Raw genomic sequence first — 18,585 nt, forward strand, 5'->3', positions numbered from 1 at the left:
GATCATTAAGGTTGCGGCTTTTTATCCGTTTCATCGCCTAATCCACTGATCTGCAAGCATTCGCTGGTGATTTTTGGTGGATGCGGCGAACATGGCACGCTGATTTTGTATTCCATCGGAGTGACCGTGGCCCACGAGCATCCCCAGGCGCCTGCCGACCTGACCCCACCTGCCCAGTTACCGTGGTTTCGCCGCCTGGCCGCCCGCCTTTTGGGGCGGGGCCTGACCCGCTTGCAAGCCCAGCATCGCGACTCCTGGTTCCTCGGCCACGCCACAGGCCAGCGCAGTGGCCATGCCGACGGGGTGCGCGAAGGCTTCGAGCGCGGGCGTGTTGAAGGGTACGAGGCGGGGCGCCAGGTGCTGGTCATCCGCGATACCCGCCCTGACACCGCCGCCGTACCCGGCCAGGACGACAACCTCTTCGACGATTGGCGCCTGCCATTGACCGCCGAATTGAAGAAGCGCTTCAAGGCCGATGTGGCCCAGCGCCTGCCCGCCGAGGCGCAACCCAGCGCGGCCCAGTGGAAGCTGATTTTCAGCGACACGCCGTCCACCTGTGTGGTGGCGGGGGCAGGGGCGGGCAAGTCCACCTCGCTGGTGTTGCGCATTCTGTTGCTGCGCCATTACCTGGGCTACGAGCTGGACGCGATGACCGTGGTCACCTTCACCCGCGAATCGCGCAAAGACTTCATCAAACGCCTGCTGCAGGTGTTCGCCCTGTGGCAGATCGACCTGCAGCCCGCGCTGGCCCGCGAGCTGGTGCGCACCTTCCATTCGCGCATCTTGCCGCTGGTGCGCAGCCTGCCAGGTTTTGGCCAGGTGCGCGCGTTCGAGACACTGGGCAACGAGATGCCGGCGGGCCGCGAGGCCGAAGCCGAGAGCAACCCGTTCGACCTGCGCCTGAACGATGCGCAGCGCCAACAACTGAACCTCTGCTACAGCACCTTGCTGGGTGATAACCCGCGCTTTGCCGAACTCATTGGCCTGCTGCGCAGCGAAGCGTTGCAGCTCAAGCCGGTGGACCCTAACCACCCGGACGTGCAAAAGCGTGCGCAGGTGACCCAGTTGGCCGCCCAGCGCGACGAAGAGCTGTGCGATGTCATCGAAGACCTGTGGTTCGCCGCAGGCGCCTGGCCGATCAAAGGCATCGAGCCGTGCCGCGACACGGTCGAAATCCGTGGCAGCCGTTTCCATGTGCATGGCCGCCTTGAGGGGCGGGGGCCCTGGGTGGTGTTGGGTTTCGACCCCGCGGAAAGCGCCCAGTACCAGCGCCCCGGCGCCAAGCTGGCGGTGCGTGCCGAATGGGCGGTCAAGCGCACCCTGCTGCAGGCCTTCTGCGACAAACCGCTGATCTGGCTGGACAACTACGCGGCCGCGCGACGCCTGGCGGCCTCCCTGGCCGGTGATGCGGTGGCTGGCCCCGGCTTCGAGTACAAGGTCAAGGGCGAACTGGCCCCGGCACCGCTGCTCGACGCCTTTGTCGGTGCCGCCAACTTCATCGAGAACCTGGGGCTTGACGTGAACGGCGCCGTGGCGGCGATGAGCTTCCCGGCAGGCGACAGCGACGGCCTGTTCTTCGAAGCCCTGGCGCTGTACTGGAAGGCCCTGGAGGCGCACCTGCTGGACCAGTCGCCGCCGGTGATGAGCTACAACCGCATGTTTGCCCTGTTTAGCGAGAACAACCCGGAAAACCTGCAACTGCTGCCCGACCCCTTGCTCAGGCCCCTGGCGCATTTGATGATCGATGAGTTCCAGGACGTTTCGCCGCAAATCGTCAGTTGGCTGCGTGCCTGCCTTGCCGAGATCCGCCGGCGTGGGCCGTCGATGCACACCGGCCGTAATGCCCAGCATTCGTCGCTGTTGTGCGTGGGTGACGACTGGCAATCGATCTATGGCTGGCGCGGCAGTTCGCCGAAGTACTTCATGGAGTTCACCAAGGCCTTTGTGTCACCGGCCAACACGCGGGTGATGATGGTCGAGAACTACCGGTGCCAGCAGCAGGTCATCGATGCGGCGGAATTCCTGGTCAAGGGCACGCCCGCGATTACTGGCAAGAAGGCCCGCGCCAGTGGCCCGGCAGCCGAGTTGCCGGGCTCGCCAGTCAAGGTGTTCGACCGCGACGAGGCCGCGCTGGGCGAGACCCTGATCGAGCATTATCAACGCGGTGAGTCGGTGATGATGCTGTACCGCAAGGGCAGCGACAAAGCCCTGATGAACGACCACCTGCAGGCCGTGTTGCACGCTGAGGCAGCGCTGCCGGCCGAGCAACGCCGGCTGCGGCAGTTGACCTACCACAGCGCCAAAGGTTTGCAGGCCGATGCGGTGTTCATGCTTGGTGACTGCCAGTACCTGACCAGCTCGCCTTACAAGAACCAGGTCTATCGCCTGGCCGGCCTGGGTAAGGCCGGTGATGCCCAGGCATTCGATACTGCGCAGAAGGAAGAAGTACAGCGCTTGGCCTACGTGGCGGTCACGCGTGCGGTCAGGCACTGCTACTGGCACGTGGAAGCGGCCAACAGCGAAGCGCCGGCGGCGCCGCGTGCGTCGAGCCAGGTAGATGGCCGGCAGGCCTTCTTCGAAGACCTGCGCGGCCAGTGAGGGCTGCTTAGCCGCCCAGGGTTTGCGCCTGTCGGGTGAGGCTGGCCAGCAGGCCCGCTTCCACCGCTTGCTGTTCAGCGGTCAATGCCCGCATGGCGCGGTCGAACTGTCCATCGTTGAGTGGCACGCGGTGAAGGTTGCCCAGCTCGTCCACGGGCGACGTTGGCAGGGCGTCGCTCAACGCACCTATCACCGAACTGTCCAAGCGAGTAACGGCTTCCTGGGTCTCATCCAGGCAGTAGAAGAGGTAGTCGTGGCCCTGTCGCCAGAAGTCGGTGAGCAACATGAACTGCGCGGCATACTCGCGCTTCAGGTAGCTTACCCACCCCGGTTGCTCGATAAGCCATTGCAGCCGGGCATCGGTGTCGGCGTCCAGGGCGAGTACGGCGGCCTCGACCCGGTCGATGATGACCTGGTTGACTTGGGCCGTGTCACGGTAGCGCATACCGTGGCTGGGCTCCGGGAAGCCCAGCGGCTCGGCCAGTGACTGGCGCAACGCCAGGCGAAGCTCGATATCGTCCACCAGGCCGTTTTGCAGTTCGCCGTCGGGGAACGCTGCGGGATCATCCAGCACATCATGAGGCGGCAGTGCCTCGTCGAATACATGGTCCTGCAGCGCCTGTTTGCGTAACGACCGGCGGACACTGATGCGGTCAGCCAACTGGTTGACCTGATCGCGCCGGTACAGCTTGCGATACAGCGCCAGCAACTCGCCAGGGCGAGTACCGGCGCCGCCCGCCGCCTCGTAAGCCAGCACTTCGATCTCCAGGGCACTGAAGGCGTCGGCCCCGGCATCCCCGCAGGTGGGCGGGAAGTCTTGGGCCACCGTGTTCAGGCGTTCGCGCAGCGCACTGTCCCCAGCCGCTTTTTCCAGCAAGGCCCAGACACGGTTGCGCAGGCTCTGCGCATCGCGCTGTGCTTCAGCGGATTGGCTCAGGCGTTCCAAGACCCCTTGCAGGTCGTTGTTCTCCCCCTGCTCGAACAGATCGCGCCATAGTTGCTCCTGGGCGTCGCTCGCCGGGTTGCGCCACAGCGCTTGCCACTCGGGCATCGCCCCCGCGTGTTCAAAAACGTTGACGCCGCTGTCACCCAGGCGTGTACGTGTTTCGGCCTCCAGGTTGTTGTAGTTGAACAGCCAGCGGCGTTCAGGCAAACGCGCTGAGACATCACGGGCAAACGGTGTACGTAGAACCCCAGGTAGGTCGGGCACGTTGCGGATGCGATTGTAAGACAGGTCAAGGTAGCGCAGCCGGTACTGTGGCTGGCTCATCAGGGTGGTCAGGCCTTCGGGCCATTGCTGCAAGTCGCAGCGGTGCAGGTTGAGGTGGCTGAGGCGGGCCATGAAGCGCAGGTCGGGGGCCACGTGTAGCGGGTTGAAATCCAGGTGCAAGACCTGTGGATGGACCATGTCCTGGAAGCGTGCGGCAAGCCTTTGATCCAAGGTGATGTGATTGTCCCCAAGGCCCAGTGCGTCCAGGCGCAAGCGGGTCAGAAATTGCAAACTGGCGTCATCCAGTTCCAGAAAATTACTGCGCAAATTGAGTATGCGCAGGCCCGGCATCGCGCCAATGGCTTGCCGAGCCGCAGGCGTGAGGGCCCGTAACGCATTGCCGGTCAGGTTCAGATCGCGCAGCCGGGGGGCGGACCGCAGCGCCTCGAACAAGGCTTCGGCATTCATGTGCGGATTGTTGATCACGTCCAATGCTTGCAGGTGAGGGAAGTTGGCCAGGAAAGCGCCTTCCATGCGCTCCAGGCGCAAGCCGTCGAGCCGCAATTCATGGATATGCGGCATGGCGGCAGTGAGGGTTGGCAACTCGCGCAAGCGAATACGCTCCAGCCATAACAGGTTGCGTTGTTCACCGCCCTCACGGCGGCAGGCGCTCATCAGGCGCTCGGCACATTGCTGGCGGCTTCGGCGGTCTTCCAGGTCTTGCGCGGTCTCGATCCAGCGGCCGAGATCACGGTCCAAGCTGCGTTGCTCAGCTTCCAAGCGGTTGATCGCTGTGCCCAGGTCGCCGGCTTCTGTCAGCTCGGTTTGCAATGCGCTGATTTGTGCGTTGTCGAGCTCTGGGTAGAGCACCCGTAAACGGCGTGCCGCCGCCCCCGTCTCACCACGGCCACTGAGCGGGTAACCGAGCCTGCCATTGGCCAGCCGAAGGGGTGAGCGGAACCCTGGCTTGATCGGCTGTTGGCCCAGCAAGGCAGCACAGTGCTGCCGATCGGCAAGCGCGATCTCGAACAGTTCGACCGCTATGGCCTGGGGGTGTTCGGCCTGCAATGCTTGCAGCAGCAGTTGGCTGTCCGTGTTGGCCAGGCTGTGCCGATACAGCCCGATGAGGGCTCGGTCTATTCTGGTGCGAGCTTGCAGCAAGCGGGCTTCTTCGCCGATGCGCAGGGGTACTCGGCCTGCGCCCAGGCGCTGACGCTCAGTGCTGTTGGCATGGTCGAGGATTTCGTCGAGGGCGCTGTCCGGCAGCCCCGGGAACTGGCGGGCAAGGGCCTGCGCTGCGGGGCTCTGCGGTTCACGATGGCCTTGCTGCAAACTGTTGAATATCGCCTTGCGGCGGTGGGTCAGATGCTCAGCGAGCGTGTCGTTCAGTACCGAGGCACGTTGTGCGTGTGGGGTATCACCTAGCATCGATTGCACCGTGGGCTCATCCATCTGCGCCAACACGGTCTGGCTCAGTGCGCCACTGTCGAGGTCGGCGCGGGTGATCTCGATCTCTGTCTGCCCTGGTACGGCAGGCGGTCCATAGCGCACTGCCTTGCCCCACGGCTCTGGGCCTTCGAAGACTTTGAGTACGTGATCCTGCGGCCACTTCGGCAGGTTGAGCAGTTCGGGCAGGGCATAGTTTTTGTGGGCCGCGAGCGGCAGGCCGTGGCGTACGTGTTCTATGAGGGTGCCCACTTCATTATCCAGCTGCAGGCGCAGCAGCGTGTCGGCCAGCAATGCCGGGGGGCGTAAGCCAGCAGCATGGGCACGGCGCAGGCTGGCCGTGTCGGTGCCGGTGCTGCGCAGGGCAGTGAGTAATTGCGCATCGTCCAGCCCCTGGCTGCGATGGCCGAGACGGCGCAGCAGCTGTATGTCGTCCCACTCGTGAGCATGTTCATGGGCCAGCTGCCAGCGGCCATCGCCAATCGGCCGCACGTGTGGCGCATAAGCCTGAGGGGAGTCAGGGTGACGCACGCGCCAGTGCTGTTCAGGGTCCTGGAACACTTCATACAGGGTGCCTTCCAGCGCCATGTAAGCCTTGCCCTGGTGTTGATGAAGCCCGAGCGCATCGGGCTTTGCACCTTCAGCAAGCATTACATTGCTGGCATACGGCGCCATGTTTGGGTGCCACAGCAGTTCGCGGTCTTCCTGCCACACCGCCTTCAGCGCATCGACGAAACCGGACGCCTGGATAACCTTGGCGCCTGCGGCGAACCCGGCGATCACTGCGGCATTGATGGCCAACGACTGCACCTGCTGCAGCGCTTGCGCGGTGTCGCCTTCCTCCCAGGCTTCGAAACCGGTGAACACCGAACTCATCAGGTCATAGGCAAATACCCCGAGCATAGCGGTGTTCAGGCCCGGCACGAAGAACGCGGCGACATTGAGTACGTTCATGCCCATTTCGAACCAGTGCTGCAGGCGCGCGTTACGCGCCTTGGCATCAACCTCGGCGGTGGGCACAGCGATGGTTTTGGCGTCGGCCTTCATGCGTGCTAGGTGCGCTCTGTACAACGTCGGCCAGGGCGCATTGCCCACAGGCGAAGGGGTAACGTGCAAAAGCGGATTGCTGCGCAGCGTGCGGTTGCCGTTCGCATCCACCTCGAACAGCGCGTGTTCCAGTTTGGCCGACAGTTCCACTTGCCGGTCTTTGTAGGCGAACTGCAGCAAGGCACGGCGGAATTCGCTGCGCTGCAGCCGGTGCCGCAGGTGCTGCCCGACCGCCTGGATCGAGACAAACTCGCGCACTGGGTGCTCGCTGTCGTCTGGGATGTAGAGGATGCAAGGGTTGCTCTGGTGCGGCGCATCAGGCCCGATAAGCAGGATTTCGTGCAGTGGGGTATCGAACAGGCTTAAACGCCAGCACTGCAGATTGTGTTCACCATAGGCCGGGGCGGTCACATTGCTGCACAGTTGCATCAGTGCGGTGCGCCCGCGTTCGCTCAGCAAGCCCTTGAGCCAGGCAACCTGCGCCTGCACCCGCAAGCACTCGCGGCTCGCTTGAATCGACAGGCGCTCGACCTCCAGCCGGTTCGCGCCTTCATGGGTAGCCTGCAGGTGGCCCTGATACTGTTGGCCCAGGTCCAGCGCCCGGCATTGCTGAACGAAACTGGCTAGGTTCAGGCCCTGCAAGGGGGACTCATCGCCTGCGGCGCGGGTCAGCCGGCTATAGGCACCGACTTCCGTGAGGCCCTCGAAGTTGTGCAGGGCCGCTTCCAGCAAGCTGCGCGCTTGCGGCGCGCCGACGGGGCGGGTTGCGAGCACGTCTACCGGCTGCTCCGGCACCAACGGGTATTGTGGGTCGGGCACGCCGACCCACGGGTTGCTGATCGGCTCGAAGGGTTGGAACACGTACTGGGCCTGGTCCACGGCCACGTTCAGGCCTAGGCGCTCGGTCAGCAGCGGTTGGCAGAATTCGATGATGCCTTTGAAGCCGGGCAGTGCCTGACGGAGCTGGGCGAGGCAAGTGTCGCGGGTCTCGACAAGCAGGCGCAGTTGCAGGCGCTGCTCGGGTTCGGCGCTGGCGTACCAGCTGTAAGGCGTGCCATCGGCCGTCAGGTAATCCTTGCGTACCCGCTGCACGACGCGTTCGGCATGGTCGGGGTGCAGGGCTTTGCTCCATAGCGGCAGCGTGCGCGTGATCTGCGCGTGATGTAAGGGTGGGGTGCTTGTCATGGTACCGACCTCTTGAGTAGGGAGGCGGTAGTCGACACTCATCCGGGTGCCGAGTGGCGGTAGATAATTGCCAGCAGCGGTCGGTCTCGCGCATGTACGGGTCGGTGAGGGGCCAACAGTGCAGGTGCATCTGCGAGAGGGTGGGGTAGGCCATGGCGGCCGGTTTGCAGCCAAGGGGAGCTTCTATGCGTTCGCTGTGCGGTCCCAAGGATCATTTGCTTGACCTCGACGGTATTGAAATAGCGGTACGCACCTGGGGGCCGGAAGACGGTATCCCGGTGCTGGCCTTGCATGGGTGGCTGGATAATGCCGCCTCGTTCGATCGGCTCGGGCCGTTGCTCGACGGCTGTTTCGTGGTGGCGCCAGACTTGGTCGGCCATGGCCGCTCCAGCCATCGGCGCCACGACAGCGGCTATTACCTCTGGGAGCATGCCGAGGACATGCTGGCGGTGGTCGACAGCCTGGGCCTGGCGCACTTCCATGTGCTGGCCCACGGCATGGGCAGCGGTATCGCCTCGTTGCTCGCCGCCCTGTCCAGCGGCATTTCCAGCATGACCTTCCTCGATGGCATGGGCGCGCCGTTCACGGTCGCGGAGGATGACCGCGTGCAGCATCTGGCGCGCTCCTACCGGCTTAAACGGATGGTCCAGCGCAGCCAGCTACAGGGTTTTGGCGAACCCGACGCGAGCCGCTTCGACACGATTGAAGCGGCCTTGCAGCAGCGCCGCCAGCGCCTGGACGGCGAGCTGTCGGAGGACGCTGCGCGGTTGCTGGCCCGTCGTGACCTGCTGCAGGTAGGCGACGGCTATTGCTGGCGCCACGATCCACGCTTGGTGCTGCCCGAACCCATGCCGTTGACCGAGCGCGAAGCCTGTGACCTGCTCAGCCAGATCCAATGCCCGCTGTACCTGATGTTCGGCCGACAAGGGGCCTTTAGCGGCAACGCGTACGCCCAGCGTGAAACGGCCTTGCCTGGCCATGCGCGGGTTTCATGGCACCCAGGTGGGCATCACTTCCACCTTGAGGCACCGGACCGGGCTTTGGTCGATCAGTTGCTGCGGCTGTTGGCACGTCATGAAGGTGGCCAGTTACAGCGCTTGGTCAATGAGTAGCGAGCACGCTGAATAGTGGGCTATGGTGGCGTCTGACCCTCGCGCACACGCCACAAGGAGTCCCCGGCATGCGACCGTTCGCCATCAAGCACATCGACCACCTCGTCCTGCGGGTCAGCGACCTGCCGCGCAGCCTCGCCTTCTATGTGGACGTGCTGGGCTGCACGGTCAGGAAGGTGCGTAAAGACCTGGGCATGGTCCACCTGGCGACGGGCACTGCCATGATCGACCTGGTCACGCTGGACGGTGTGCTGGGGCAGCCGGGTGGCGCCGCGCCTGGCGCAGAGGGGCGTAACCTGCATCATTTGTGCCTGCGTATCGAGCCCTTCGATGAGCCGGCATTGGCCGCTTACCTGCGCGCTGCGGGTGTAACGGTGGAGCCTGCCGAGAAACGCTACGGCGCAGAGGGCGAAGGGCCGTCGTTGTACTGCTTCGACCCCGATGGCAACCAGGTCGAGCTCAAAGGGCCGCTGCGGTTCGGCGCCCCGACAAGCCAGCTCCCACAGGGATAGCGTATGTCTTGAGAATTCACTTCACTTGTGGGGGTAACTGTCTTGTTCGAGTTTCGGGGGCAGTCCACCCTGTGGCCGCTCGCCATCAAGGCGAGTGGATATCCCGGCAAAGCCGATTATGCTTCAGATACCTTGCTGCGATTCGAGGCGGCCTGCCTCGTCGTGCTTCGCGCAACCAATGCAAGCCCTAGGGCCTGGGTGCGACGGTGAAATGGGTGTGAGGTACTCCGGCCTGCGATAACGACAAGACGGAGGCAACCCATGGCGGTTCTCGACAGCGCATCCACGGGCAGTAGCGCGCCCCAACGTGGTATCACCCGGGAGGAGCGCAAGGTCATCTTCGCATCATCCCTGGGCACGGTGTTCGAATGGTACGACTTTTACCTGTACGGCTCACTGGCCGCGATCATCGCCAAGCACTTCTTTGCCGGCGTCAATGAAACCACCTCGTTCATCTTCGCCCTCTTAGCGTTTGCCGCAGGCTTTGCCGTGCGGCCGTTCGGGGCCATTGTGTTCGGCCGCCTCGGCGACTTGATCGGGCGCAAGCACACCTTCCTGATCACCATCGTCATCATGGGCCTGTCCACGGCGCTGGTCGGGTTGTTGCCCAGCTATGCGTCGATTGGCGTGGCGGCGCCGGTCATCCTGATCAGCCTGCGCCTGTTGCAGGGCCTGGCACTGGGCGGTGAATACGGCGGCGCTGCGACCTACGTGGCCGAACATGCACCCAAGGGCCGGCGTGGCTTCTTTACTGCCTGGATCCAGACCACCGCGACGCTGGGGCTGTTCCTGTCGCTGCTGGTGATCATGGCCTGCCGCACGGCCATGGGCACCGAGGCGTTCGAGGCATGGGGCTGGCGCATTCCGTTCTTGCTGTCGATCCTGCTGTTGGCCATTTCGGTGTACATCCGCATGCAGCTCAACGAGTCGCCGGTGTTCTTGAAGATGAAGGCCGAGGGCAAGGCGTCCAAGGCGCCGTTGACCGAGTCGTTCGCCCGTTGGGAAAACCTCAAGGTGGTGATCATGTCGCTGCTTGGCGGCACCGCCGGCCAGGCGGTGGTGTGGTACACCGGGCAGTTCTATGCGCTGTTCTTCCTGTTGCAGACGCTCAAGATTGACCCGCAGACTGCCAACTTGCTCATCGCAGGTTCGCTGCTGATCGGTACGCCGTTCTTCATCATCTTTGGCAGCCTGTCGGACCGCATCGGCCGCAAGAAGATCATCATGGCCGGTTGCATCATCGCTGCGCTGACCTACTTCCCGATCTTCAAGGCGCTGACCGAGTACGGCAACCCGGACGTGTTCGTCGCCCAGGAGCAGAACCCGGTCGTGGTGGTAGCTGACCCTGGCCAGTGCGCGTTCCAGTTCGACCCGGTGGGCAAGGCCAAATTCACCAGCTCCTGCGACATCGCCAAGAGCCTGCTGGCCAAGCGGGCGATCCCGTATTCGAACGAGAAGGCCGAGCCCGGCAGCGTGGCGCAGATCCGTATTGGCGAGCGGGTGATCCCAAGCTTTGATGGCCGCAGCCTGGCCGCCGCCGACCTCAAGACGCAGAGCGATGCCTTTACCGCCACCCTCGTCGGGGCGCTGAAGGAGGCGGGTTACCCCGAGAAGGCCGACCCGGCGAAGATTCACTACCCGATGGTGCTGTTGCTGCTGACCATCCTGGTGATCTACGTGACCATGGTCTATGGGCCGATTGCGGCCTGGCTGGTCGAGCTGTTCCCGGCGCGCATCCGCTATACCTCGATGTCGCTGCCGTACCACATCGGCAACGGTTGGTTCGGTGGCTTCCTGCCGACCGTGGCGTTTGCCATGGTGGCGGCAACCGGGGATATCTACTACGGCTTGTGGTACCCGATCGTGATTGCGCTGATGACGGCGGTGCTGGGGATCTTCTTCATGCCAGAGACCAAGGACCGGGATATCAGCCACACCTGAGTCAGGCTAAGGAACCCGTGTAGGAGCAGCCTTGTGCTGCGAAGAGGCCGGTGACAGCAGCGAAGATCTCCGTTGCTATCCCCGGCCTCTTCGCAGCACAAGGCTGCTCCTACCGAAGCGTGCATGGCCCGCCTGAGTCAAAATACCCTCGCAGAGTAAAGGCGTACCAGGTAACCACCCCGGTGGCTTCCCCGAAGTGCTGGGGATCTTGCCGCGATATTAGCCACACCTGAGTCAGGCTATGGGACCCGTGTAGGAGCATCCTTGTGCTGCGAAGAGGCCGGTGATCGCAGCGAAAATCTCCGTTGCTGTCCCCGGCCTCTTCGCAGCACAAGACTGCTCCTACCGAAGCGTGCATGGCCCGCCTCAGTCAAAATACCCTCGCAGGGTAAAGGCGTACCCGGTATCCACCCCGGTGGCTTCCCCGCGGCTCCAGCGCTTCTTCAAAACGAACTCGAACGCCGGCTCGTACAACCCATCCCGCACCACCGCACCGCCGAGCACCTCCACGTCATACCAGCCGTTGTCCAGCTCGATGATCGGCCGCCCAGGCGCCTGGTAGCGTGCCAGCAGATCGCCGAGGGCCTTATTGGTGAAATGCTGCAGGATGCGCCAGGTGTACAGCATCAACGCGCGGTGCTCGACGCGCAGTACATAGCCGGAACGCTGATGCTTCAGTCGGCTACCCGGCTCACGCAGGGCAGGGGTGTGACCATCGAGGGTGAAGATGATCCGATAGGGCAGGTTATCGATGCCGGCAATGGGCAGCACCACGCCTTCGCGCACCGCCTTGTCACCGCTGTCGTCATGGGTGAACGCGTGGGCCAGGTCGTCCGCTAGGTCGTTGTCTTGCTTGAAACGCTCGAGCAACTGAATGTCGCCGACCAGGAAGTAATCGATCAGGTCGTTGAGGACCTCACTGAATTCGTGGCGCATTTGTTTTCCTTGTTGGCTGCGCAAGTAAGCAAAGGCAACTATAGCGGACGGCGGGCCACGGGTGCCCGCCAGGCGGGGGGACTGTTAGTGTTTCTGAGCGATCTGGATCAGGTTGCCACAGGTGTCGTCGAACACAGCCACGGTGACCGGCCCTGCGGCCGTGGGCGGTTGGGTGAACTGCACGCCGGCCGCGCACAGACGGGTGTATTCAGCCTGGATGTCGCGCACGCCGAACGAGGTGACGGGGATGCCGTCCTGCTTGAGCGCAGCCTTGTACACCTTGGCGGCAGGGTGGGCATCAGGCTCCAGCAGCAGCTCTACGCCGTTTGGCTCGTGGGGTGAGGTCAGGGTAAGCCAGCGGTGCCGGCCCAGGGGGATGTCATGTTTGGGCATGAAGCCGAGCACGTAGTGATAGAAAGCCAAGGCCTTGGCCTGGTCGTCGACAAGAATACTGGTGACAACGATCTTCATAGGCGCACACCGTTTTTTGGGACTTGTCCACTTTCAGTAAAGACCTTTTGGGCCGCGCCGGGGTTCATTTCAGTGTGCAGGGGCTGGGGCATTTCCCGGTGGGTATGGGCGCGAACAGGTTGTAGCTTGAATGGGCAATTCACATAAACCGGAGAAATGACCATGCAAAATGAACCGAAGAATGAATCGCCATCCGTTGATCACCTTGAGCACGTGGAGGAAGTTGTGACTCAGACATCACGAGCGTGGCGTACAAGAGGTGTAGCACCTGTAGTCGGTATGCCTTGCGAGCCAGGCTACAAGCACCTCGGCGACGAGTGCGTACCTGCGAACATTGACTTTGAGTGATCCGAGCAGGGGGGGGGGGCGCCATGCGCCTCCCACTAAAAAACATGCTCAAGCCATAGGTAAATCCTTCATAGCCCGATCCCCCTGCAGCCAGGCGCCACGTTAAAGTGACAGGCAAAATACCAGCGCGCCCAGGCGGCGCCGGAGAGGTGCCTGTGGCTTCCTATACCTTGCGACAACTCAAGTACTTCGTCACCACCGTGGAGGCCGGCAGCGTCGCCGAGGCCTCGCGCCAGCTGTACATCGCCCAGCCGTCCATCTCCACGGCCATCAAAAGCCTGGAAGAAAGCTTTGGCGTGCAACTGTTCATCCGCCACCACGCCCAAGGTGTGTCGCTGACACCCAGCGGCAAGCGCTTCTACGCCAAGACCAAATCGCTGCTACAGATGGCCCACGAGTTCGAGCAGAACGCCTTGGCCGACAACGACACCGTGGCTGGGCAAATCGATATCGGCTGTTTCGAGACAGTGGCCCCACTGTACCTGCCGCGCCTGATCGCCGGCTTTCGCGAACGCTACCCTGGCGTCGACATTCGCCTGCGCGATGGCGAGCAGCAGGACCTGATTCAGGGCCTGACCGCCGGCACCTTCGACCTGGCGTTTCTCTACGACCACGACCTGGACGGCACCATCGAGGCCGAGCCGCTGATGCCGCCGCAAAAACCCTATGTGCTGTTGCCCGAAAAGCACCGCTTTGCTGGGCAAAGCCAGGTCTCGCTGCGCGATCTCTGCCCCGAGCCGATGATTTTGCTGGACGTGGCACCCAGCCGGACTTACTTCGTCAGCCTGTTCAACGAAATGGGCCTGACCCCGAACATCGTCTTCAGCTCGCCGTCGATCGAGATGGTGCGCGGGATGGTGGGGCAGGGGTTCGGTTTTTCGCTGTTGGTGACCCGCCCACATTCGGAATGCACCTACGATGGGCAGCGTCTGGCCATGGTCGATATCGCCGAACCTGTGGCGCTGTCGGGGCTGGCGGCAGCCCGCTTGAAGCGGGTTCAGTTGACCAAGCCGGCACAACTGTTTGTCGAGTTTTGCCGGGAAGAACTGGCCAAGTTCTAATGCCTGCCGTCGGCCTGACCTTGGTGCATCAAACCTTCAAGGGTTGACCTGGTACCCACGCCCTTGCAGGCAACCGCTGTACGCGCTGGCATGGGCCGAGCTCTGCGCTTCGCCCTGGGTACGCCGGTCCTGGCGGCGATCCTGGCGCTGGCGCATGCCACCCACTGCCGCACCGGCAGCGGCGGTTTCACCGGCGCGGTTTTGCCGGTATTGCTGCTTGGCATCGTCGCTGGCCCGGTCGTATAGCTCTTCATGCTGATTGCCGCGGACCTGCGCGCCGACGGCACCTGCAGCTGCGCCAGCTGCCGCGCCGCGTACCCGGCCACCAACGTGGGCATCGCTGGATGTCGAGGCGCTGTTCGCGGCATTGGTGGCGACGGTATTGCAATCATTGATGTCCAGTTGCATCTGCTGGCTGCTCTGGCCTTTCAGCGGTACCACTGACTGCGCCTGGGCGGCAAGTGCAGTGCACAGCAGCACCAGCAGGTAACTCCATGTGAGCGAACGCATGGCACACCTCCTGTGGGCGTGAACCCCCTCTCACAGGATAGTCCGCCTGCGCGGTTTTTCAGCAGGGGTTGCGCAGCCCCTTGAGCATCAGTTCCATGGCGTCCAGGGCCTGCTCCAGCCTTTGGCCTTGGCCCTCTTCTTCGGCAATCCAGAATGCCGTTTCTGCCAGGCCCCCGCAGATCAGCGACGCCAACGCCTGTGGATTGGCCTGGGCGACCACGCCCTGCGCCATCAACTGCTCCAGCATGCTGCGCAGCGACGCGACGCAGTGCAGCTGCGCTTGCGGGGTAGGGGCACCCAATACGGCACGCCCATCACGCAACACGATGCGCTGAATCTCCGGCTCGCGGGCCATTTCCAGGTAGGCGCGGCAGCGGTTGCGAAAGCCCTCCCAGGGGTCGCTGGCCGTGTCGGAAATCGCGTGCAGCCGCGCGTCCATTTCTGCGTCGATTTGCGCGATAACGGCGGCCAAAAGGCCCTTCTTGTCGCCGAAATGATGATAAAGGGCGCCACGGGTGAGGTTGGCCTGGGCCGTCAGGTCGTCCATCGATGTTTCACCATAACCACGTTCGCTGAAAACCTGGCGAGCGGTCTCCAGCAGAGTGGCGCGGGTCTGTTCCATGTCGGCGCGGGTACGTCTGACCATTGGGGCTCCTGGAAATGCGGCTTTACATTCAGTGCGTATGATAATAGGGTTTTAATCATACGGCTTGTATGTAAGCCGCTTTTTTCGATACGGAGAGTCGATCATGCTCAACCCTTACCGCCAGCTGTTCCAGGCAAAAGGCACGGCCGGCTTCGCCTTGGCAGGCCTGGTGGCACGTTTGCCTTTGCCAATGACGGGCATCGGCATCATCACTCTGCTCTCGCAGCTACGCGGTAGCTATGCCCTGGCGGGGGCCGTGGCGGCGACGTTCGTGTTGACCTATGCGCTGATGTCACCGCAGGTGTCCCGCTTGGTCGACCGGCACGGGCAGCGCCGTGTGCTGCCCGCCGCTGCAGGCTTGTGTGTGGTGGGCCTGTTGGTGCTGCTGGCCTGTACCTGGTGGCAAGCGCCCGATTGGGGGCTGTTCGTCGGGGCCGCGTTGGCGGGCTTCATGCCCAGCATGTCGGCGATGGTGCGTGCGCGCTGGACGGCGCTGTACCGGGGCACGCCGCAGTTGCAGGTGGCGTATTCCCTGGAGACGGTGCTCGACGAGGTCACGTTCATTGCTGGGCCACCGGTGTCGGTGGGGCTCTGCGTGGGTGTGCTGTCCCATGCCGGGCCATTGGCTGCTGCGCTGCTGTTGGCGATCGGGGTGTTCGCCCTGGTCGCCCAAACCGGCAGCGAACCGCCCGTGGATGCAGACGCGGGTGCATCGAAAGGCCAGGGCTCGGTGTTGCAGCACTGGGATGTTCGGCTGCTGGCGTTGCTGATGGTGGCCATGGGCGTGATCGTGGGCAGCGTCGACATCGTCAGCGTGGCCTTTGCCGAACAGGCCGGCATGCCGGCAGCGGCCAGCGTGGTATTGGCGTGCTATGCCGTCGGTTCCTGCGCTGCTGGCCTGGTATTCGGGGCCTTGAAATTGCCAACGCCCTTGCACCGGCTGCTGTTGCTGGGCGGCCTGGCGACAGCAGTGACGACCTTGCCGTTGCTGTTGGCTGACAGCGTCTTTGGGCTAGCTGCTGCCGTTCTGCTGGCGGGCCTGTTCTTTGCGCCGACGCTGATCGTGGCGATGTCGCTGGTGGAGCGCCGTGTGCCCGCACAGCAGCTCACCGAGGGCATGACCTGGCTGCTGGCGGGGTTGAATGTCGGTGTCGCGCTGGGGGCGTTGGCGTCAGGGCAGGTGGTCGACCTGTTGGGCGCCAAGGCGGGTTATCAAGTCGCGGTGGTCGCGGGAGTGGCGGTCGCGTTGGTGGCGCTTTACAGCTATCGACGGCTGGGCACAGCGACGGGGGCAGCCTTGTCAGGCGCTTGAGCCCGGCGCAGTGGCACCTCGCGCAGCAGCCACGATAAGGCGAATGCCACACTGGTAATCAGGCAGGCCATCAGGAACACCTCGTGCATGGCGGCAGAAAACGCTTCCAGGTAAGTCTGTTGCAAGGCGGCCGGCAATGCATGCACCGCGGTGGGTGACAGGCTGGCCGCTGCCCCAGCCTGGCTGGCGAAGTCGCCGCTCAGTTGCCCCAGCAACGCATGGGAAAACAATGCGCCGAACAGTGACACGCCGATTGAGCCGCCAATCGAGCGGAACAGCGTGGCGCCAGACGTCGCCACGCCCATGTGGCGAGGCTCGACACTGTTCTGCACGGCCAGGATCAGCACCTGCATGACCATGCCCAGCCCGGCACCCAGCAGGCCCATGTAGACGTTCATCAACGCCATGGGGGTGTGCAGGTCCAGCCGGCTGAGCAGGCCCAGGGCAATCACCTGCAGCAGGGTGCCGACGATTGGGAAGATCCGGTAGCGGCCCCAGCGACTGATCAGCCGCCCGGTAATCGCCGACACCACCAGCAGGCCGCCCATCAACGGCAGCATCTGCAAGCCGGCACTGGTCGGCGTGGCGTTTTTCACCATCTGCATGTACAGCGGCAGGAAGGTCACCGCACCGAACAGCGACACCCCGACAATAAAGCCAATCAGGCCGGCGAGCACGAAGGTGCGATGGCGAAACAGGTGCAGTGGCATGATCGGTTCGGCGGCGCGGCGTTGTTCGAAAACGAAGCCGACCAGGCCGATCAGGGCGAACAACGCCAGGCACAGCACATCCAGCGAGGCCCACGGCAACAGGCTGCCGCCCAGGCTGGTGATGAGCACCACGGCCGCCAGGGCCACGGTCAGAAAGAACGCACCGATGTAGTCGACCACGTGTTTGACCGGGGCCACGTGTGGGCGGAACACGCCGCCGATCACCAGCAGCGCGAGCAGGCCCAGCGGCAGGTTGATATAGAAGATCCAGTGCCAGGACAGGTGCTCCACCAGAAAACCGCCGATCAGCGGGCCCACCACCGTCGCCAGGCCGAACACGCCGCCGAACAAGCCTTGGTAACGGCCGCGTTCGGCCGGCGCGATGACATCGCCGATCGCGGCCATCGCCACCACCATCAGGCCGCCGCCGCCCAAGCCTTGCAGGGCCCGGAAGGCGATCAGCTGGGCCATGTTTTGCGCCGCGCCGCACAGCGCCGAACCGAGCAGGAACAGCACGATGGCAATCTGCAATACCCGCTTGCGGCCATACAGGTCACCGAACTTGCCGTACAACGGCACCACCACCGTAGACGCCAGCAGGTAGGCGGTGACGACCCAGGACAGCCAGCGCAGCCCGCCAAGGTCGCTGACGATGGTCGGCAGCGCGGTCGAGACGATGGTCTGGTCGAGGGCCGCGAGGAACATCACCAGCATCAGTGCGGCCAGCAGCAGCGGGATAGACGTGTGCGTATCCGCTGGGGCTTGCGCGGTGGGGGAGGTGTTATCGGCTGTCGAGTGCATGGGGCTGACCTGAACTGAGTGAGGCGTTCGTGGGGGCCGCGATCCGTGCGTGATCAGTTGACGCCCGCCTGGGCATACTGGCGGCCAACTTCCTGCAGGCCCGCCAGGGCGAAGCTGTACAGCTGGGCAGCCACTGCATCGCCGGGCATTTGAAGAATCTCGTGTAGCGCCCCGGAGCCACCGCGCGGGCCGATCAGCAGCATGGCCCAGGGCGCGGTGACGCAGAGGATGCAGCGGGTGAGGGCAGGGGCGTCCACGGGGATGGCGGTGATTTCGCTGAACAGCCCTTTCAACAGCGCCAGCTTCAGCGGCGCTGCGGCCTGCAGGTGAGCCTGGCCGTGGGGGCTGGGGGCGAGGATTTCGGCGGCCAGCACACGCAGGTGCCAATTGTCCTGGGCCTGGGAGGCCTTGCGAACCACCAGCTCTACCAATACCCGCAGTTTTTCTGCCGCCGGCTGTGTGCCCTGGGTGATCCGCTGCAAGTCGCTGATATCCAGAAAGCGCTGGCGCGCCTCGTCGAGCACGGCCAGATACAGGCCGTTGCGGCTGCCAAAGTGGTAATTGATCGACGCCAGGTCGACCTCGGCCTTGGCGGCCACGGCCTTGTTGCTGGTTTCGGCATAACCGAGCGCGGCGAACAGTTCACCGGCGGATTCCAGGATCCGGGTACGGGTGACGGCACCGTCCTTGCGGGGTTCTCGGGGGGCTGCGGGCATGGTGGGCTCTGCGCTGTAGGGAG

13 protein-coding genes are annotated in these 18,585 nt (G+C 63.8%); 6 read left to right on the forward strand and 7 right to left on the reverse strand.

The annotated features are described in order from the left end of the window. The first annotated feature begins 126 nt into the window (after positions 1 to 126). Entirely contained in the window at positions 127 to 2,598 is a 2,472-nt protein-coding gene (locus D886_RS0123420) for a UvrD-helicase domain-containing protein (protein WP_027596212.1), read from the forward strand. Between the two features lie 7 nt (positions 2,599 to 2,605). Here D886_RS0123420 and D886_RS0123425 read toward each other — a convergent pair whose 3' ends face one another. Further along, complete coding sequence (locus tag D886_RS0123425) at positions 2,606 to 7,486, reverse strand: NEL-type E3 ubiquitin ligase domain-containing protein (protein WP_081717543.1); 4,881 nt, start codon at positions 7,484 to 7,486, stop codon at positions 2,606 to 2,608. A 185-nt stretch (positions 7,487 to 7,671) separates the two neighbouring features. Here D886_RS0123425 and D886_RS0123430 point away from each other — a divergent pair, with 185 nt between their 5' ends. From D886_RS0123430 to D886_RS0123440, 3 genes are all read left to right on the forward strand, one after another. Beyond that, positions 7,672 to 8,598 carry an alpha/beta fold hydrolase gene (locus D886_RS0123430; RefSeq protein WP_027596214.1) on the forward strand — a complete coding sequence of 309 codons (927 nt, stop codon included), beginning with the start codon at positions 7,672 to 7,674 and terminating at the stop codon, positions 8,596 to 8,598. A gap of 68 nt (positions 8,599 to 8,666) precedes the next feature. After that, the gene (locus D886_RS0123435) at positions 8,667 to 9,110 is read left to right on the forward strand and encodes a VOC family protein (protein ID WP_027596215.1); all 444 of its coding nucleotides are present in this window, start codon (positions 8,667 to 8,669) and stop codon (positions 9,108 to 9,110) included. Between the two features lie 261 nt (positions 9,111 to 9,371). After that, positions 9,372 to 11,051 (forward strand): MFS transporter, encoded by a 1,680-nt coding sequence (locus D886_RS0123440; RefSeq protein ID WP_027596216.1) that lies wholly within the window; start codon positions 9,372 to 9,374, stop codon positions 11,049 to 11,051. Positions 11,052 to 11,417: 366 nt separating this feature from the next. Here D886_RS0123440 and D886_RS0123445 read toward each other — a convergent pair whose 3' ends face one another. After that, positions 11,418 to 11,987 carry a hypothetical protein gene (locus tag D886_RS0123445; RefSeq protein ID WP_027596217.1) on the reverse strand — a complete coding sequence of 190 codons (570 nt, stop codon included), beginning with the start codon at positions 11,985 to 11,987 and terminating at the stop codon, positions 11,418 to 11,420. Positions 11,988 to 12,071: 84 nt separating this feature from the next. Continuing rightward, the gene (locus tag D886_RS0123450; RefSeq protein WP_027596218.1) at positions 12,072 to 12,458 is read right to left on the reverse strand and encodes a VOC family protein; all 387 of its coding nucleotides are present in this window, start codon (positions 12,456 to 12,458) and stop codon (positions 12,072 to 12,074) included. A 503-nt stretch (positions 12,459 to 12,961) separates the two neighbouring features. Here D886_RS0123450 and D886_RS0123455 point away from each other — a divergent pair. Beyond that, positions 12,962 to 13,867, forward strand: a complete 906-nt coding sequence (locus tag D886_RS0123455; protein WP_027596219.1) for a LysR family transcriptional regulator — start codon at positions 12,962 to 12,964, stop codon at positions 13,865 to 13,867. Positions 13,868 to 13,903: 36 nt separating this feature from the next. On the opposite strand, the gene D886_RS0123460 is transcribed toward D886_RS0123455, so the two are convergent. Both D886_RS0123460 and D886_RS0123465 read right to left on the reverse strand, forming a co-directional pair. Continuing rightward, positions 13,904 to 14,377 (reverse strand): YMGG-like glycine zipper-containing protein, encoded by a 474-nt coding sequence (locus D886_RS0123460; RefSeq protein ID WP_027596220.1) that lies wholly within the window; start codon positions 14,375 to 14,377, stop codon positions 13,904 to 13,906. A 58-nt stretch (positions 14,378 to 14,435) separates the two neighbouring features. Continuing rightward, positions 14,436 to 15,023, reverse strand: a complete 588-nt coding sequence (locus D886_RS0123465) for a TetR/AcrR family transcriptional regulator (RefSeq protein ID WP_027596221.1) — start codon at positions 15,021 to 15,023, stop codon at positions 14,436 to 14,438. A gap of 103 nt (positions 15,024 to 15,126) precedes the next feature. Between D886_RS0123465 and D886_RS0123470 the strand changes: the two genes are divergently transcribed. Then, the gene (locus D886_RS0123470) at positions 15,127 to 16,335 is read left to right on the forward strand and encodes an MFS transporter (RefSeq protein ID WP_027596222.1); all 1,209 of its coding nucleotides are present in this window, start codon (positions 15,127 to 15,129) and stop codon (positions 16,333 to 16,335) included. Here the strand turns inward: D886_RS0123470 and D886_RS27220 are convergent. Further along, on the reverse strand, positions 16,287 to 17,846 hold the full coding sequence (locus tag D886_RS27220) for an MDR family MFS transporter (RefSeq protein ID WP_050580780.1): 1,560 nt from the start codon (positions 17,844 to 17,846) through the stop codon (positions 16,287 to 16,289). The genes D886_RS0123470 and D886_RS27220 overlap by 49 nt on opposite strands. A 53-nt stretch (positions 17,847 to 17,899) precedes the next feature. Continuing rightward, entirely contained in the window at positions 17,900 to 18,562 is a 663-nt protein-coding gene (locus D886_RS0123480) for a TetR/AcrR family transcriptional regulator (protein ID WP_027596223.1), read from the reverse strand. Positions 18,563 to 18,585 lie beyond the last annotated feature (23 nt).

The organism is Pseudomonas sp. LAIL14HWK12:I7 (assembly GCF_000483465.1).
Lineage (GTDB): Bacteria > Pseudomonadota > Gammaproteobacteria > Pseudomonadales > Pseudomonadaceae > Aquipseudomonas > Aquipseudomonas kermanshahensis.

Bases quoted from the DNA above. Each gene is read 5' to 3' on its own strand.
- D886_RS0123425 (WP_081717543.1), bottom strand. From the start codon at position 7,486: ATGACAAGCACCCCACCCTTACATCACGCGCAGATCACGCGCACGCTG.
- D886_RS0123430 (WP_027596214.1), top strand. From the start codon at position 7,672: ATGCGTTCGCTGTGCGGTCCCAAGGATCATTTGCTTGACCTCGACGGT.
- D886_RS0123435 (WP_027596215.1), top strand. From the start codon at position 8,667: ATGCGACCGTTCGCCATCAAGCACATCGACCACCTCGTCCTGCGGGTC.
- D886_RS0123440 (WP_027596216.1), top strand. From the start codon at position 9,372: ATGGCGGTTCTCGACAGCGCATCCACGGGCAGTAGCGCGCCCCAACGT.
- D886_RS0123445 (WP_027596217.1), bottom strand. From the start codon at position 11,987: ATGCGCCACGAATTCAGTGAGGTCCTCAACGACCTGATCGATTACTTC.
- D886_RS0123450 (WP_027596218.1), bottom strand. From the start codon at position 12,458: ATGAAGATCGTTGTCACCAGTATTCTTGTCGACGACCAGGCCAAGGCC.
- D886_RS0123460 (WP_027596220.1), bottom strand. From the start codon at position 14,377: ATGCGTTCGCTCACATGGAGTTACCTGCTGGTGCTGCTGTGCACTGCA.
- D886_RS0123465 (WP_027596221.1), bottom strand. From the start codon at position 15,023: ATGGTCAGACGTACCCGCGCCGACATGGAACAGACCCGCGCCACTCTG.
- D886_RS0123470 (WP_027596222.1), top strand. From the start codon at position 15,127: ATGCTCAACCCTTACCGCCAGCTGTTCCAGGCAAAAGGCACGGCCGGC.
- D886_RS27220 (WP_050580780.1), bottom strand. From the start codon at position 17,846: ATGCACTCGACAGCCGATAACACCTCCCCCACCGCGCAAGCCCCAGCG.
- D886_RS0123480 (WP_027596223.1), bottom strand. From the start codon at position 18,562: ATGCCCGCAGCCCCCCGAGAACCCCGCAAGGACGGTGCCGTCACCCGT.